Genomic DNA, 14,701 nt, shown 5'->3' with positions numbered 1-14,701 from the left:
GTCGATCCTCCCTTACATGCTGCGCCAATCGCCCGATTTTTCGAAGGCATCCGCTGCTTGGTAGATCTTCATTTCGCCATAGTGTGGACCGACCAACATCATGCCGATGGGCAACCCCTCGCTCAGGCCGCAGGGGATGCTCATAGCAGGTAGACCACCGTTGAACGGTGCGGTGTTGGCGACCATTTCAAAAGCGCGCTGCACATATAGGCTTAGCGAGCAATCGGCGGGCGGATGCGGCTGCGGCTTGATCGGCAAAGTCGGCATCAGCAGAAGGTCGTATTGCTTGAGCGCCGCCATATAGCGGTCGTTGCAAAGCCGCATGATGTTCTGCCCCTTGCCGTAGAAGCGCCCCCGATACTGGCGCTGGAAATATTCCCCGACGAACATACAGGCTTTCAGAGAGTGGCTAAGCTCATCCGCGCGGCCCTGCCATTGCGACATGTGATCGGTCATGGAGGGCAGGAACAGACCTTTGTAGTTGGTGCCCGTCGAATTGCCCCACATCATCCCGTCCTGAAGCCCCTCAAGTGTGATCGCTGTCCAGGCATCCATGGCGGTATAGTGTTCTGGAATCGACACCTCCTCAATGCGCGCGCCCAGCTCGCGAAAGCGGTCAGCTGCCTGCATGACCTTGGCATCCACGTCGGACTCCGAGTTGTCGTGGGCGAACCCTTCCTTGAGGATACCAATACGCAACCCATGCGCTCCACGTCCCAGCGCCTCGGTATAACTATAGAGCGTGGGTTTGTACTGGCGCGGGTCAAGACCGTCCTCACCGGCAAGCACTTCGAGCAGGAGCGCATTATCGGCAACCGTGTTGGTGACCGGGCCGAGGTGGTCAATGGTTTGCTCAATCGGCATCGCACCAGTGTAAGGGACAAGGCCATGGGTGGGTTTCATGCCGTAGACGCCGCAATTCGAAGCCGGAATGCGGATCGAGCCACCCTGATCACCGGCAATGGCCATGTCGACCTCGCCCGACGCGACGAGCGCGGCAGATCCACCAGAAGAACCGCCCGCCATGTAACCACGCTTCCACGGATTATGGATCGGGCCTTTGGCGTTGGTGTGAGACCCACCCGAGAGGCAGAAATTCTCGCAATGTGCCTTGCCTGCGATGACGGCCCCGGCGTCGAGCATCCGGGTGACGATGGTGGCGTCGATTTCGGGCGTATAGCCTTCCATGATGGAGGAACCGTTCATCATCGGCACCCCCGCGAGGCAGATCGTATCCTTTAGCGCAATGCGTTTGCCGCGCAGTTTGCCATCCGGAGCGCCCCGTACTTCGGTCTTTACATACCAGGCATTGAGGGGGTTCTCCGATGGGTTCGGAAAATGACCGGGGCTGCGAGGGTAACGAACCTCGGGCAGGTAATCCGGCATCGCGTCGAGCCGGTCATAGGCCTGCATGTAGGGTTCGATGATCTCGCGGTATTCCTCGAGGTCTGCATCCGAGAGGTTCATTCCGAACCGGCTGGACATGTCGCGCATCTGCGAGAGGGTCGGTCGTCTAATGGTCATGTTGGTCACCACAGTTGCGGCAGCCGGCTCGGTCGCTTGTGCCGCCTGATATTGAGAAGGTGTTGTCGGAGTGGACTTGATTTTCTGAGAGCCCCCTGCCTGGCCACGGGTGGATCGCGCGGCGCCGAAGCCGAGGAACTGATCGACCTTGGCTTGATCCGAGAGATCGACCTTGCTCAACGCGCCGGTGATACGGCCACGCTCAAGAACGAGCACGCGGTCAGAAAGGTCAGCGATAAAATCGAAGTTCTGTTCAACGAGGAGGATGGAAAGGCCACGGCTCTTGCGCAGCGCAAGGAGGGTTTCGCCCATCTCCTCGATGATCGAGGGCTGAATGCCTTCGGTTGGCTCGTCCAACAAGAGGAAGTCCGGATCGCCCATCAGGCAGCGGGCAAGCGCGAGCAGTTGTTGCTCGCCCCCTGAGAGGGCACCTCCATCGCGATCGAGAAGCGGGCGCAGGCGCGGAAAATCCGAGAGCACGGCCTCCATGACATCCTGCTCGGAGGCACCTGCATACTCGTGCCAGGCAAAGCGCAGATTGTCGCGCACCGAAAGCTGAGGGAAGATACCCCGCCCCTGCGGTACATAGCCGAGGCCAAGCCCTGCGCGTTCGAAGGGCGACATGCCGGTGATGTCAGTGGAGTGGAACCGGATCGCCCCAGACCCTGCGGGCAGAAAACCCATGAGCGTCTTCAACAGGGTGGTCTTGCCCATGCCGTTGTGGCCAAGGATGCCCACCACCTCGTTTTCGCCGACGGCGAAGTCGATCCCGTGCAGGATCGGCACTTTGCCATAGCCGCCGGAGAGGCTTTTGACCTTTAGAATCTCTGTCGCGTCTTCCGTCATCTCAGGCCTTCTTTCCAAGATAGACATTGCGAACCGTGGGGTCCGACATGACACGGTCTACGTGATCTTCCATCAACACTTCTCCCTGGTGGAAAACCGTCACCATTTCGGCAATCGAGCGAATGAACTGCATGTCATGCTCGACAATGATGATCGCCGCGGTCTTGTTGAGTTCGTGGATGATGGCCGTCATACGTTCCACGTCCTCGGCGCTCATCCCCGCAGCAGGTTCGTCGAGCAACACCAGCCACGGATCGCCGACCGCCACGAGGCCAAGCTCGACCCGCTGCCGTTCGCCATGGGCGAGACGTCCAAGATCATCCCGTGCGATTGATCCAAGCGCGAGACGATCAATGATTTCCTGCGTCTTCCGGTTAGCGTCTTGCACATCATGAAACCTGCGCGCGGCGAGCCAGATATTCTCGAACACGCTCAGGCTATCCATGACGTTCGGCGTCTGTGTCTTGATGCCAACACCGAGCGAGGCGATTTGATGCGGCATCCATTGGGTCGTTTCGATGCCGCGCATGTAGACTTCGCCCTCGGTCGGGGTCTGTAATCCGGTGACGCATTTGAAGAAGGTGGATTTCCCGGCTCCGTTCGGGCCGATCAGACAGCGCAACTCCCGCGCGCGGAGTTTAAAATCAACATTGTTGGATGCGACCACGCCACCAAAGCGCATCGTGAGGCCATGGGTTTCGAGAACAGTTTCAGCCATTCTGACGCTCCCTGTTTCTCATGCGGCGTTGCTGGTGGATGCGGCCCAGGGGGCGGCGGCCAAAGCTCACCTTCCACAGACCTGCCAACGCCGGGACGACGCCTTTGGGCAGGAAGAGAACGAAAAGGACGAGGATCAGACCGGTGATCAGCGTGTTGTCGATCATGGATTGTTGCCCCAAGAGGAATTTCAGGTAGGCCAGCCCGGCGGCACCAAGGATCGGGCCAAAGCGCGTGCCAAGCCCGCCGACGATGCACCAGATGATGATCTCGGCGGATTGGCCGAGGGAAAACAGGCTCGGGGTGACGATCTCGGCCCAGTTGGCGAAAAGCGCGCCCGCCAGTCCCGCGATGGCTGCGCCGGTCGCGAAGAGAACGGTTTTGCGAATGCGCACGTCATATCCCATGAGGGACATGCGGGTTTCGTTCTCGCGGATGCCAACGGCGATGCGGCCGAAGCTCGATCGCAGCAGGGCGGATACGAGGAAGAACACCAGACCGAGCAGGATTGCACAGACATAGAAATAGCTATCGCCCCAGATGTAGGCATCCGGGCGACCGGGAATGTTCAGGGTCTGGAAGCCGGGGATGCCGTTGAACCCACCAAGACGCGCGTTGCCGATCACGTATTGCGGTCCCGCGGTCGAGTTGATGAACTTGAAAAGGATCAGCGTGACCACCAGCGTAATGACGCCAAGGTAAACGTCGTTCAGCCGTCCATAGAACATCATCGCCCCGAGAAGCGCCGCAAAGAGCCCCGGCACGAGTACGGCGAGGATCATCGGAAGCGTCCTTTCCCCGATATTGATCGCGGCGATGGCATAGGTATAGGCACCCAGACCGAAGAAGGCAGCCTGACCAAAGCAGAGGATTCCGCCGAAGCCCCAAATCAACCCGAGGCTCAGCCCGAGCATTCCATAGACGATCAGGACGGTCAGCGTATAGGTGCCGATGAGGAACGGCATGACCCAGATCAGGACCGCGGTGACGAGGATGGTGGTGATGGCGTCTCTTGAAAGGCTCCCTTGCATCACAGCTTCCCCTTGAAGAATTTGCCGGTAATGCCCTGCGGCAGAAGACGCAGAAGGACGACGGCGGCCACGAGAAGGGCGACTTCGCCGATGACCGGAGAGACGGCGAAGGTGAAGACTTGGTTCACGACACCGAAGATGCCCGCGCTCGAGAAGAGTCCCGCGATGAGGGAGGGACCACCCGCGATCACCGTGATGAAGGCCTTGGCGATATAGGCCCCGCCCGATGTCGGGACGAGGCCGACCAGAGGGGCTAGGACCGCGCCCGCCAGCCCGGAGAGGGCAGAGCCGCAGAAGAAGGTCGCCATGTAGATGCGGTCGGGGCTATAGCCCAGCGCCGCCGCCATGTCGGAGCGTTGCATCGTGCCGCGCGCGATCAGCCCGGCGCGTGTCGCCTTGAGGATCGTCAGCATCCCGATCAGGAGCAGGATGGCGACCACGATGATGAAGAAGTTGTAGCCGTTGATCTGGTAGTTGCCGATGGCAAAACCGGGGATCGGCGTCGAGATGCCGGTCGTCGTATTGCCGAAAATCATGGTGGCAAGGCCGATGAAGAAGAGGCTCAGCCCCCAGGTGGCCAGCATCGTATCGACGAGCCGCCCGTAGAGATGGCGGATCACCAACCGTTCCACCACGAGACCGATCAACCCAACGACGATCGGCGCGATCACAAGCATTGCAATAAAGATGTTCACACCGAGGTTCACGGCGGTGATGGTCGCGTATCCGCCCATCATCATGAACTCGCCATGCGCGAGGTTGATCACTTTCATCATGCCAAAGACAACCGCGAGACCGGCGCTGATGAGGACCAGCGAGGCCACCGCGTAGAGCATTTCGACAAGTATGACGACGGTTAAATCCATGGGAATGAGAGTCCGTTGGAATAGGGGAAGAGCAGCCAAGGTCAGCGGGGCGACGTGGCCGCCCCGCCAAAATCTGTGGGAGGTCAGATTTCGATCTCGTATTGCGTATTGTCGTTCGGATTGGCCTCGAGATCGCAGACGGCCTGGGTGTCGATCGGCTGGCGTTGCGGAAGCGTTTCGACGACTTTCATACCTTGGTTCTCGAACTCCATGAGATGCACGTCGAGAACGGCGTGGTGTGTCTTGGGATCGACCGTGACCTTGCCTGCCGGGCCATTGATCGAAAGGCCCGACTCAAGCGTTTCGATCACGGCGTCGCGTTCGTGCGAGCCCGCTTGCCGGACCGCTTCGGCCCAGGTCAGGATGCCCTGATAGTGCGATACAGAGATCTCGTGGATCAGGTTACTATCGCCATAGGCGGCGGCCCATTTCTCTTTGAAGGCGGCGTTCTCGGGGGTGTCGAGTTCCTGGCTGTAGTTGTAGGCGACCATGATGCCGTTGCCCTCTTCCGGGGTCAGGACCTTGTGCTCGTTGCCGACGCCGAGCGTCGTCGAAGCGAGAGGAATACGGTCCTTCATGCCAGCGGCGGCCCATTGGCGGAAGAACGACAGGTGCGCGCCACCAACAAGGGGGGCAATAACGAGGTCGGGGCCGACCGACTGGATCTTCGCAATAGTCGAGCCAAAGTCGCTCACATCCAGCGGGAAGAAATCGATGCCGACGGTCTCGCCGCCATTGTCGGCCACGAATTTCTGAATCCAACGCGCCGTGATTTGACCATAGTTATAGTCGGCCGCGAGGATGTAGACCTTCTTGCCGGATTTACCCATGGCGTAGGGCACGAGGGCCTCGACCTGTTGGGCCGGGGTGACACCGTTGATAAAGATGTTCCGGTCACAGACACCGCCCTCGTAGAGCACGTTGTAGAAATAGAGCGTCTTGGTCTTGCGCATCGTCTGGCGAATGGCCTCGCGCGAAGCGGAAAGAATACCGCCATGCACGACATCGACCTTGTCCTGGCGGGTCAATTGCTGGCCGTATTGCGAGTAGAGCGCCATGTCCGATTGCGTATCGTAGGCAGAGACCTCGACCTGCTTGCCGAGAAGGCCACCAGAGGCATTGATCTCATCGACGGCGAGGCGCATCGCCATGTCCATCGGTTTGCCATAGGCATCGAAAATACCAGAGGTGTCGAGGATCGACCCCATCTTGATCGTGTCAGCGGCAAGGGCCACTCGGGGCAGTATCGTTGCGCCTGCGAAGGCCGCGGTGCTTGCCAAGAAGTTTCGGCGGTTCAGTGACATTTCATTTTCCTTCCTGTTGTAGGTCCGGTTGGGGTTCTGGACGGTTCGCCCGTCACTTCTCGGTCTTTGGTTTGTCTTTGATACGGTTGGCGTAGTCCGCGGTCCGCCCGGCGAGGTTGGCATCGAAATCAAGCCCGATCTCCTCGCCCATCTGTTTCATCGCAGGCAAGCGCACGGCCATGCCTAGGATCTGGTCCATGGCGGCGCCGAATGCGCCATCAACGCCTTCGCCCGATCCATTAGACACACTGCCCGCGCCGGAAATCTGGTTGATCTTGATCGAGTCGATCTTCTCAACCGGCTTCATCATCTGGGTCATGATCTCTGGGAGGCGATCGAGCTTGCGCTCTTCGAGACGCATCCGGATCACGGCGTCACCAAGCGTATTCTCGGCCTGGTTCAACGCCACACGTCCGGCGGCCTCCGCTTCCATTCGGGCACGCTCAGCCTCGCTGGCCTTGGTCTTCACTGCGGCGTCGGCCTTGGCCTTCTCAAGAAGCGTCTCGACATCGCGCTTGACCTTGGCACCTTCGAGCGAAAGCTCTTTTTCCTGCTTCATGTGGGCGATCTCGCGTTCGCGCTCTGCAATGGCGCGCTCCTTCTGGGCCTGCACACTCTCGGCGGCAAGGATGACCTTTGCCCGCGCCTCTTCTTCTTCGGCGCGTGCTTCGGCTTCTTGGGCACGTTTCTTGGCGATACGGATGTCGTTGTTGATCTTCTCTTCCTCGAGCATCCGAATAGCGGCCATCTCGGCCTTGCGCAGCGCTTCGTCGCTTTCGACCTGCGTTGCCTTCATGCGCTTCTCATTCTCAATCCGGGTTGTCTCGCTGGCGAGCTTGGCTTCATCGCGCGCCCGGTCTTCTCGGGACTTGGCGTCGGCCTCAAGCTTGGCAAGATGCTCTTGAAGGGCGATCTCGGCTTCACGCTCAGCGCGTTGCAGTTCGAGTTGTCGCTGATGCTGGGCAAGGTGGCTTTCGCGCACGGCGACTTCGGCCTCCGTCTCGATGCGAATGCGTTCCTTGCGCTGATCCGCCACCAACTCCGCCAGTTGCCGCATCCCTTGTGCGTTGAAGGCGTTATTCTCGTTCCACTGGCTCAGGTCGCTCTGATCCACGGCGAGGAGGGAGGCCGACACAAGCGTGAGGCCGAACTTGGCCGCCTGAGCCTCAATCGCCTTGGCGACGTCATCGGAGAAACCAGAGCGGTCGAGGTGAATCTCTTCGAGGGTGCGCACCGCGGCGGCCCGTTGGATCGCATCGACAAGAGAGCCGGCAAAGACATCCTTGACCGTGTCGCCGCCACGGGCAATCCGCGATCCCAACGCCTGCGCCGCGGTTGAGATGCCCTCCTTGGTCGGGGCAACGCGAAGCTCGAATTCAAACTGAACATCGGCCCGCATCTTGTCGCGGGTCAGGACGGCATCACGTCCCTCGCGGTTGATACCGAAGGTGAGCGCGCCCATCGAAACTTTCTGCACCTGGTGCAAGATAGGCAGCGACAGGCACCCGCCATCCGTAATGACACGCGATCCGCCAAAACCCGTTCTCACCAGTGCGGTATCGAGAGTGGCTTTTGCATAATAGCGTTGAAGAAACCAAATCGCGACCAACGCGACGATTACCAGCAGAACCAGCAGGACAACCCAAAGCAAGGCATATCTCCCCATGTGACCGATCGTCGGCCAGAGCGGTCCGCGATCCATTCGTTCTGGAAAGCGTGGGAGAATTTGATTTCCATTTCAAGTAAATAATTTGAATTGGAAATCTTTAACGTTTAAATATATGTTTTACAACTCTTTTATAACTTCAAACTGAAGCTCATCCGCCCGCGCAAGATAGATCGGAGCCCGTTCGCTCTTGTTCGATGACGCGCGCTTGCGACCGCTTCTGTGAATCACTGGCAAGGAAGGTGAGACGCTATGTTCGCGCCAAACGGTAGCATGGCCCTGCATCAATCCTGCGAGGAAATGCACCCCTTCGTATGTTGACTGTCCGAGGGCGTTCAGCACAGGGGCCTGATCTCCGTGGACGCGGTAGTATTTTTCCTTGAAGGCGAGGTTCGCATCCGTCGGTAGAGCCCCAAAGTAGGACGATGCCGCGAACAATCTCTTACTGTTCTGTGCACCGCAACCAAGCAACCCGTTCTCTTCGATCGCGCAGGACAATCGCACCATCCGATCGTGCAACTTGGCCTTTCCGAAAGCCCGATTAAAGGCGACAGCATCTTGTCCGACGAGGGAGATCAGCACGGCTTCCGCGCCGGATCGGGAGATCTCCTCGACGAACATACTCATACTCTTGAGGCCAAACGGGAGGTACTTTTCATATGCGAGACCGACCGACATTTCCTGAATCTTGGCCTTGGCATAACTATGCGATGTTCTGGGCCACACGTAGTCATTTCCGATCAAGGCCCAACTGCGCGGGCGATACTCGTTCTGAATATGCTGCATCGATGGGCCGAGTTGCTTTTGCGGTGTTTCACCAATAGCAAACAAACCGTCCGTACGCTCTCCGCCTTCATATAGCGGCGTATAGATGTAGGGGATGCGCTGGCGAACAATCTTGCTGAGACGTTGACGGATCGCGCTGATGTGCATTCCGACAATCGCATCTATGGAATTCGTTTCGATCAGGTCGTTGACGGTCTCTTCGATCGAGATACTCGCCTCCATGGCCGCATCAATCATAATGAGCTGGACCTTGCGGCCATCAATCCCGTTCGCCCTGTTCAATTCCTCGACGGCGACCTGCGCGCTCGAGATACAGGACGGGGCCCAAAGGCCGGCTGCACCACAAAGGGGAATGAGGAGCGCAATGCGATAGGTGCCCTTGCCGCGCAACACTGGATCATCGCGCAGCTCCTCAAGCTCGGTTGGAACAACTGGTAGCGTGTTCAAACTGGTTCAACCCTTCCCTAGCGGATCAGGAACCGCTACATACCAATTGATCTTAGTTTCCAAGTCAAATAAATTCCGAGTATCGTGGAGAAGTGACCACCATGGAATCGAGCGCAAACCCAATCCAGGATTATCTGTCGTATGCTCTGGCTGCGGCACATCGAAAGATGTCCGCCTCCTTGAATGCCCGCCTAAAGGAACACGGCATCCAGATCGAAGCTTGGCGGATTCTCGAAACGCTCGAGACGGACCAACGGCTTACGATGGGGCAGCTCGCAGAGATCGTGCTGATGAATCCCCCTACCCTGACAAAGCTGGTCGACCGCATGGTCTCGGATGGTCTGGTACACCGTCAGGTCGCGCAGGCGGATCATAGACAAATCAATGTGCTCGCCACGGCGCTTGGCAAAAAGCGGATGCTGCAGGTGCGCCAAGAGGTTCAGGACCAAGACGCAGCATTTGAATCTCTGCTCGGCAAAGCTGACGCAGACAAACTCATCGAGCTTCTGCGCGGCATCGCGTAACGAGAACCGGGTGAGCCGCCCGCGCGCTTTTCGTTTCTGAGCACAAAGCACAGTTCGGTCACGGCTAGCCACCTCACCCACGCGTGCGGCGTGACGCGACCCTGCGCAATGCGAGATGAGCCGCTTTCAGAACCTCGACAAACGGGATCTAGTTGCTGTGGAGCGCCTGACCCACGTCGAGGAATTCATCCATGAAAACACTCATCAGCTCCATCCGTGAGGTCACACCCGTCTTGCGAAAGATGCTAGACGTCTGCGCCTTGACTGTGCCTTCCGCAGTGGATCGCGCGACAGCGATCTCCGAAATGCTAAGCCCTTTTAGCATATACATCGCAATATCGCGCTCCGCCGGGCTCAAGGCCCAACCCTCAAACTTCTCGCGCACAAAAGCATCCATCTCGCCGCGTAGAAACTTGAGGGACTCGGCCTTTTCCTTGTTCTGCGCACTCAGCCAGAGCATCCGCTGCACAAGGATCTTGATCGCCACCAAAAGCGCCACCGCCGAGAAGATCTCGAAGGCAAGATGGATCAGGTCGAGCGCATTGGTTCCAGTGTTTGCGATCACCCGATCGTAGATATCGCTTGCCACATCAAACAGGAAAAAGATGACGCTACTGACAAGGAAGAGCGTAACGAGTTTGAGTGTCCTGTCCTTCATGGACCTATCCCTTCGCGCGAAATGCCTTGGGTCTTTGGCATCGGAAATACGACGCCCCAAGAGATGTGCGCCATTCCTTCCCCAGGGGCAAGCAGAACAGGCCGCCCATGGGCGACCTGAGTGGTTTCTTGCCAGTCGGCAAAATCAGACCGTGTTACTGCACGCGCGCCCAATGCCCACCATTGCGACAGATCAGGCCGCCGAGGACACAACCGTTGACGGAAATTCGGTCGCCCGCAAGCTCAACCTTCGACATGTATTCCTTGTCCCGGTCCGGGGCATAGATGCGTCCCTCATATTGACCGCCCTTCGTCTCAGACAGATCCCACACGATCTTGCGGCCAATCGTATCTGGCTGAATGGCGTCACCTTGCGCATTCTCCGCACGTTCAAGCGTGCCGCAGAAGGTCAATCCGCACTGCGCCACGCGGATATAGCCGATATCGCCGTGATCGTCGGGGGCCGTGCGCCAAAGCCCTTCAATCGGGTCGGCGACAGCCGCTCCAGCAGCGAATACCGCCATCAGGATAAGCGAAGTGATACGTGTCATCTGTCTTGTCTCCAGTCTGCTATTGGAAAGTCGCTGCACGGGATCAGAGGTTGCCCATGCCAATGAAAAGTTGGCGATTGTTGTCGACGATGGCGCGGCGGCCATGCATCACGCGGGTATTGTCGAGCACGGCGATATCCCCGTCCTGCCAGTTGATCTCTTGCGTGTAGGTCTCGGCAAGCGAACGAAGCTCTTCGATCTCATCCTGCTCAATGATCTCGTCCGGGCCAAAGCTATACCGCGGCGGCGCATAGTTGTGCGATGGACCAAGCACCGCATTGGCAAAGCCCTGCCCTCCGGAAAGCGACGAGGCCCGCACAGGCGAAACCGTCAGTCGGTAGTTGATACCGCCGTCTTCGAGCAGGTCGAAATCCTGGTTCGGGATTGCTGCGCGGAACTCCTCGATATGGCGCGGCGTGACCTCCTCTGGGCGCGTGATCGCCGGGTGCTCATTCGCAAGATAGCGTTTCCAAAGGTCTTCGGGCAGGTAGCGTTCAACCATCATCGGCTGTTGCCAGCGCGTCTTCTGCGCCTCATCCATAGCCTCATAGACTGCGCGCCCGTCGCACACCGTCGTCTGCGACCCCTCAAAGGCGGCAACGGGGCTATAGAAGGCGACGATGTCGGGGCAGACTGGCGTGTTGCCATTCTCAGTATGAAGCCCGATCGGACCTGTGCCAGCATCGACCTTCTGGGTCTGTGCGTCGCCATATTCCCGCGCCGGATCAAAGGTGATCTTCTTACAAAGCGCCGTAGTCAAAGCGCTGAACGCCGCCATATCTGGATGAAACCCGCGCAATAGGGTCCATCCATCGCGCTCAAGGTCGCCGCGTATCTTCGACAGGACGCCGGCCTCGGTTGGCGATTGTGCGTCATGCTCTGGGCGAATGATATTGTAACTCATAGCTCAGGTTTCTTTCTGTGTGTTGAAGGTATTAAGAGCGGCCTGCGCACGTGGCGTGCCCGCCTTGTGGGTCAATGCGCGATCAATGAGAGATGGGAATAGCGCCTGCACATAGGCAAAGAGGCGTTCGCCAAAGCCGGGATAGACCATGTTCTTGCCCGCCATGACCCCATCCCACGCACGCTTTGCGACATGCTCGGGATTGTCCATCTTCATGCCAAAGGGTTCGACAAGATGGGCAAACTGGCTCTGGGCCGGGGTGCGGGTCGCACGCGGCGCCACGTAGGTGACCGCGATCTTATACTCCGCAAGCTCTCGACGAAGCGCATCCGATAGCCCCCGCAAGGCGAACTTGGTCGCGGAATAGGCCCCGAAATAGGGAAAGCCGATCATCCCGAACATCGATCCAATATTGACGATCCGCCCACGCGCCGACGTCAGGGCGGGCACAAGATCGCGAGTAAGCTGAAGTGTTGCAGTCAGGTTCGTGCCCACCACACGCGACAAATCTTCGTCGCTCATGTCGGTCAACCGCCCGACACAAAGACTCCCGGCGTTGTTCACAAGCAGGTCAAGCCGCGCTCCCACAGCTTCGACAAGCCTCTCACGGTCCTGCGCCCGCGTGATATCGGCGGGTATGAGCATTGTGCGGCCCTGCGCCCTGAGCAGGGCCGCCGTTTCCTCAAGCGGGGCACGGCGGCGACCGACAAGTATAAGATCAAACCCGTTTCGCGCAGCCTCATGCGCAAGCGCTCGCCCGATTCCTGATCCGGCCCCGGTAATCAGGGCAACAGGTCTTGTTGTTGTCATGCGACACACTCCTTGATGTCATAGGAAAGGGGGGCTGCGGGCCAGTTCCTGGAAATCTCGGCAAGCTGGCTCCGGTCTATGCCCCCACCGGGTTTGAGAAGCCCCGGAAGCGAAGCTGGTACGAAGATGACCCGCGCTGGCCGGGCATAGACCGGTAGGTCGGCGAGGCGCTTTGCAACCTCGCCCCGGTCGACCTTCGCCGCCAAAGCGGCAATGATCTCGAGCTGTCCATCCGATGCGAGGCATAGGCCAGACGCGGGAATACGTGGGTCTGCACCGAGACAGGCCTCAACCCATTCAGGGCTGATATTGCGCCCTTCCGGTGTCACAATGAGCCAATCCTTGCGCCCTGCGACGATCAAACGCCCGTCCTCGATCCGGCCAAGGTCGCCAGTATGCCAGTCTCCCGTGACCGATGGCTGGCCAAGATAGCCTTCCATGACTGTCGGCCCGGAAACGACAATCTCGCCATTCTCGATCCGCACGTCGATGCCTTCGAGGCACTGTCCGACGGTACCGGGGCGCATATCCCCGGGCCGGTTCATGGCCACCACAGAACAACACTCCGAAAGCCCGTAACCCTCATAGACGGGAAGCCCCACAGACATCGCTTCGGTCAAAAGCGCAGGCGCAGATCCTGCACCGCCCACCGCGACAAACCGCAGGCTCTCAGGCGCCTTCTTCCCAGTTTCCCGAAGTGCCGCGACAAGCCGGGAAAGGAACGCCGGGACAAGGATCGTGGTCGTCGGATGCGCCACCTCAAAGGCGTCAAGCACCGGCTCCATCGGCCCGCCAAACATGGCCGGAAGCGCCTGAGCGCAGAACCGCACCTGCGCCCCGGCACACAATGGCAGATAGAGACCGGCAATTTGTTCGAGAAGCTGCGCCATAGGCAGTAGCGAAAGATGAACATCTGCCGGGTCCGGCTCGATTGCCCGCTCCAACCCGTTTAGGGCCGCTGCCGTTTGTTTTTCTGCAATGACAACACCCTTGGGCTGCCCCGAGGAACCAGAGGTGAAGATGATCCGCCGCCCCCCCGCTTTTGCGGGCGCCAACCTCACTTTCAAAGGTGGAGCCGCGTCCGGCGCCGCCAGCGTGAGGTTTTCGACGCCCGGAAACGAGGCGCCGACGACACCCTTGATCCCCGCGGCTGTCACGACATGCGCGATCTGCGCCTCGGAAAAGAACGGTGGCAGATGCACCACGGTATGCCCATGATAGCTTAGCGCAAGATCGGCCAACGCCGCATCTAATGGATCCGAACACGCGATCCCAAGCACCTTAGAATCCCCCGCAAGCGCCTCACCGGTCGCGTCCAGGAAAGTCGCCAACATGGCATAGGAAATCCGCCGTTGTCCGTCATCAAGCGCGATACGGCCCGGCGAGACACGCGCGTGTTGTGATACCGCGTCGAAGACATATTGCGTCATCACGCCATCTCCGCCCGCGACAGATCTGCACCCACACTTTGCTCTGGATCTCGAAACGCACAAACCCAAGGGTCATGTGTGTAGTAGGATCCCCATTGCACCGGGTCTGACACCCGTGCGGCATCCGCCTGCGCCAGCAGAATGGGCGAAATCCGCGCCCGTCGGATCAGACGACGCACGTCGTCCGTCGCTGTGAATAGCCCCCAACAAATGCCCCGTGCGCGGCCCCAATCGAACACGGCGCGAAGTGTAGGGTAGGCAGCAAAAGGCGTGGCGCAGGCAAGAGCGCCAACCTCAAGGATTTCGCTAGGGTCCACAGCGCGACCACTGATCCGCCCGATCAACTCTCCGACAGGGGTATCGAGATACTGCTGCGAGAAAAATCCCTCGTCGCTACGCCGGATTCCGGCGGCGCAGGAGATCTCACCATTTGGCGCAAGCGTAACGACCAACCGCGCCGGGCGCGCTTCTCCCTCTGCGCCAAACGTCGCGCGATAGCTACGTTGGATATGCCCTAGGGCATCTTGGTAGAGCGCCTCCCCCTCTGCGTCGCCGTTCTCAACAACGAGTGTTCTCATTTTCCGATCTCCACAACATCGCGGCTGGTCGTGCCTGACATGTGTGAGATTTCGGACCTT

General features: G+C 59.1%; 14 protein-coding genes. 1 reads left to right on the top strand and 13 read right to left on the bottom strand.

Annotated features, from left to right (window positions below; all coding sequences use genetic code 11):
- Positions 1 to 12: 12 nt before the first annotated feature.
- The 7 genes from MK745_RS11150 to MK745_RS11120 all read right to left on the bottom strand — a co-directional run bounded on the left by MK745_RS11150 (position 13) and on the right by MK745_RS11120 (position 9,133).
- Positions 13 to 2,370 (bottom strand): amidase, encoded by a 2,358-nt coding sequence (locus MK745_RS11150; RefSeq protein ID WP_243613368.1) that lies wholly within the window; start codon positions 2,368 to 2,370, stop codon positions 13 to 15.
- Between the two features lies 1 nt (position 2,371).
- A complete protein-coding gene (locus MK745_RS11145) occupies positions 2,372 to 3,088 on the bottom strand; it encodes an ABC transporter ATP-binding protein (protein WP_243613367.1) in 717 nt (238 codons plus the stop codon).
- Positions 3,081 to 4,118 (bottom strand): branched-chain amino acid ABC transporter permease, encoded by a 1,038-nt coding sequence (locus tag MK745_RS11140; protein WP_243613366.1) that lies wholly within the window; start codon positions 4,116 to 4,118, stop codon positions 3,081 to 3,083. The genes MK745_RS11145 and MK745_RS11140 overlap by 8 nt, the downstream gene beginning before the upstream one ends.
- Positions 4,118 to 4,984: a branched-chain amino acid ABC transporter permease gene (locus MK745_RS11135; protein ID WP_243613365.1), complete on the bottom strand. Its 867-nt coding sequence runs from the start codon at positions 4,982 to 4,984 to the stop codon at positions 4,118 to 4,120. The genes MK745_RS11140 and MK745_RS11135 overlap by 1 nt, the downstream gene beginning before the upstream one ends.
- An 83-nt stretch (positions 4,985 to 5,067) precedes the next feature.
- Positions 5,068 to 6,288, bottom strand: a complete 1,221-nt coding sequence (locus tag MK745_RS11130; RefSeq protein WP_243613364.1) for an urea ABC transporter substrate-binding protein — start codon at positions 6,286 to 6,288, stop codon at positions 5,068 to 5,070.
- Positions 6,289 to 6,340: 52 nt separating this feature from the next.
- Positions 6,341 to 7,939 carry a flotillin family protein gene (locus tag MK745_RS11125; protein WP_243613363.1) on the bottom strand — a complete coding sequence of 533 codons (1,599 nt, stop codon included), beginning with the start codon at positions 7,937 to 7,939 and terminating at the stop codon, positions 6,341 to 6,343.
- A gap of 135 nt (positions 7,940 to 8,074) precedes the next feature.
- Complete coding sequence (locus MK745_RS11120) at positions 8,075 to 9,133, bottom strand: substrate-binding domain-containing protein (RefSeq protein ID WP_243613362.1); 1,059 nt, start codon at positions 9,131 to 9,133, stop codon at positions 8,075 to 8,077.
- 155 nt (positions 9,134 to 9,288) lie between these two features.
- Here MK745_RS11120 and MK745_RS11115 point away from each other — a divergent pair, with 155 nt between their 5' ends.
- Positions 9,289 to 9,711, top strand: coding sequence for a MarR family winged helix-turn-helix transcriptional regulator (locus MK745_RS11115; RefSeq protein WP_243613361.1), 423 nt, complete (start codon positions 9,289 to 9,291; stop codon positions 9,709 to 9,711).
- Positions 9,712 to 9,859: 148 nt separating this feature from the next.
- Here the strand turns inward: MK745_RS11115 and MK745_RS11110 are convergent, their stop codons facing one another.
- The 6 genes from MK745_RS11110 to MK745_RS11085 form a co-directional block, all read right to left on the bottom strand.
- On the bottom strand, positions 9,860 to 10,369 hold the full coding sequence (locus MK745_RS11110) for a helix-turn-helix transcriptional regulator (RefSeq protein WP_243613360.1): 510 nt from the start codon (positions 10,367 to 10,369) through the stop codon (positions 9,860 to 9,862).
- 154 nt (positions 10,370 to 10,523) lie between these two features.
- Entirely contained in the window at positions 10,524 to 10,919 is a 396-nt protein-coding gene (locus tag MK745_RS11105; RefSeq protein ID WP_243613359.1) for a DUF2147 domain-containing protein, read from the bottom strand.
- A gap of 43 nt (positions 10,920 to 10,962) precedes the next feature.
- A complete protein-coding gene (locus MK745_RS11100) occupies positions 10,963 to 11,823 on the bottom strand; it encodes a TauD/TfdA family dioxygenase (protein ID WP_243613358.1) in 861 nt (286 codons plus the stop codon).
- Positions 11,824 to 11,826: 3 nt separating this feature from the next.
- Positions 11,827 to 12,633 carry an SDR family NAD(P)-dependent oxidoreductase gene (locus MK745_RS11095; protein WP_243613357.1) on the bottom strand — a complete coding sequence of 269 codons (807 nt, stop codon included), beginning with the start codon at positions 12,631 to 12,633 and terminating at the stop codon, positions 11,827 to 11,829.
- A complete protein-coding gene (locus MK745_RS11090) occupies positions 12,630 to 14,063 on the bottom strand; it encodes an AMP-binding protein (protein WP_243613356.1) in 1,434 nt (477 codons plus the stop codon). The genes MK745_RS11095 and MK745_RS11090 overlap by 4 nt, the downstream gene beginning before the upstream one ends.
- Positions 14,063 to 14,641 carry a thermostable hemolysin gene (locus MK745_RS11085; protein WP_243613355.1) on the bottom strand — a complete coding sequence of 193 codons (579 nt, stop codon included), beginning with the start codon at positions 14,639 to 14,641 and terminating at the stop codon, positions 14,063 to 14,065. Before MK745_RS11085 ends, MK745_RS11090 begins: the two co-directional genes overlap by 1 nt.
- Positions 14,642 to 14,701: the final 60 nt, after the last annotated feature.

Source organism: Shimia aestuarii (assembly GCF_022814865.1).
GTDB classification, from domain to species: domain Bacteria; phylum Pseudomonadota; class Alphaproteobacteria; order Rhodobacterales; family Rhodobacteraceae; genus Shimia; species Shimia aestuarii_A.
The sequence above is the reverse complement of the archived record's forward strand: the minus strand, read 5'-3'. Positions and strand labels throughout refer to the sequence as shown.

Bases quoted from the DNA above. Each gene is read 5' to 3' on its own strand.
- MK745_RS11135 (WP_243613365.1), bottom strand. From the start codon at position 4,984: ATGGATTTAACCGTCGTCATACTTGTCGAAATGCTCTACGCGGTGGCC.
- MK745_RS11105 (WP_243613359.1), bottom strand. From the start codon at position 10,919: ATGACACGTATCACTTCGCTTATCCTGATGGCGGTATTCGCTGCTGGA.
- MK745_RS11145 (WP_243613367.1), bottom strand. From the start codon at position 3,088: ATGGCTGAAACTGTTCTCGAAACCCATGGCCTCACGATGCGCTTTGGT.
- MK745_RS11110 (WP_243613360.1), bottom strand. From the start codon at position 10,369: ATGAAGGACAGGACACTCAAACTCGTTACGCTCTTCCTTGTCAGTAGC.
- MK745_RS11100 (WP_243613358.1), bottom strand. From the start codon at position 11,823: ATGAGTTACAATATCATTCGCCCAGAGCATGACGCACAATCGCCAACC.
- MK745_RS11130 (WP_243613364.1), bottom strand. From the start codon at position 6,288: ATGTCACTGAACCGCCGAAACTTCTTGGCAAGCACCGCGGCCTTCGCA.
- MK745_RS11140 (WP_243613366.1), bottom strand. From the start codon at position 4,118: ATGCAAGGGAGCCTTTCAAGAGACGCCATCACCACCATCCTCGTCACC.
- MK745_RS11150 (WP_243613368.1), bottom strand. From the start codon at position 2,370: ATGACGGAAGACGCGACAGAGATTCTAAAGGTCAAAAGCCTCTCCGGC.
- MK745_RS11095 (WP_243613357.1), bottom strand. From the start codon at position 12,633: ATGACAACAACAAGACCTGTTGCCCTGATTACCGGGGCCGGATCAGGA.
- MK745_RS11085 (WP_243613355.1), bottom strand. From the start codon at position 14,641: ATGAGAACACTCGTTGTTGAGAACGGCGACGCAGAGGGGGAGGCGCTC.
- MK745_RS11115 (WP_243613361.1), top strand. From the start codon at position 9,289: ATGGAATCGAGCGCAAACCCAATCCAGGATTATCTGTCGTATGCTCTG.
- MK745_RS11090 (WP_243613356.1), bottom strand. From the start codon at position 14,063: ATGACGCAATATGTCTTCGACGCGGTATCACAACACGCGCGTGTCTCG.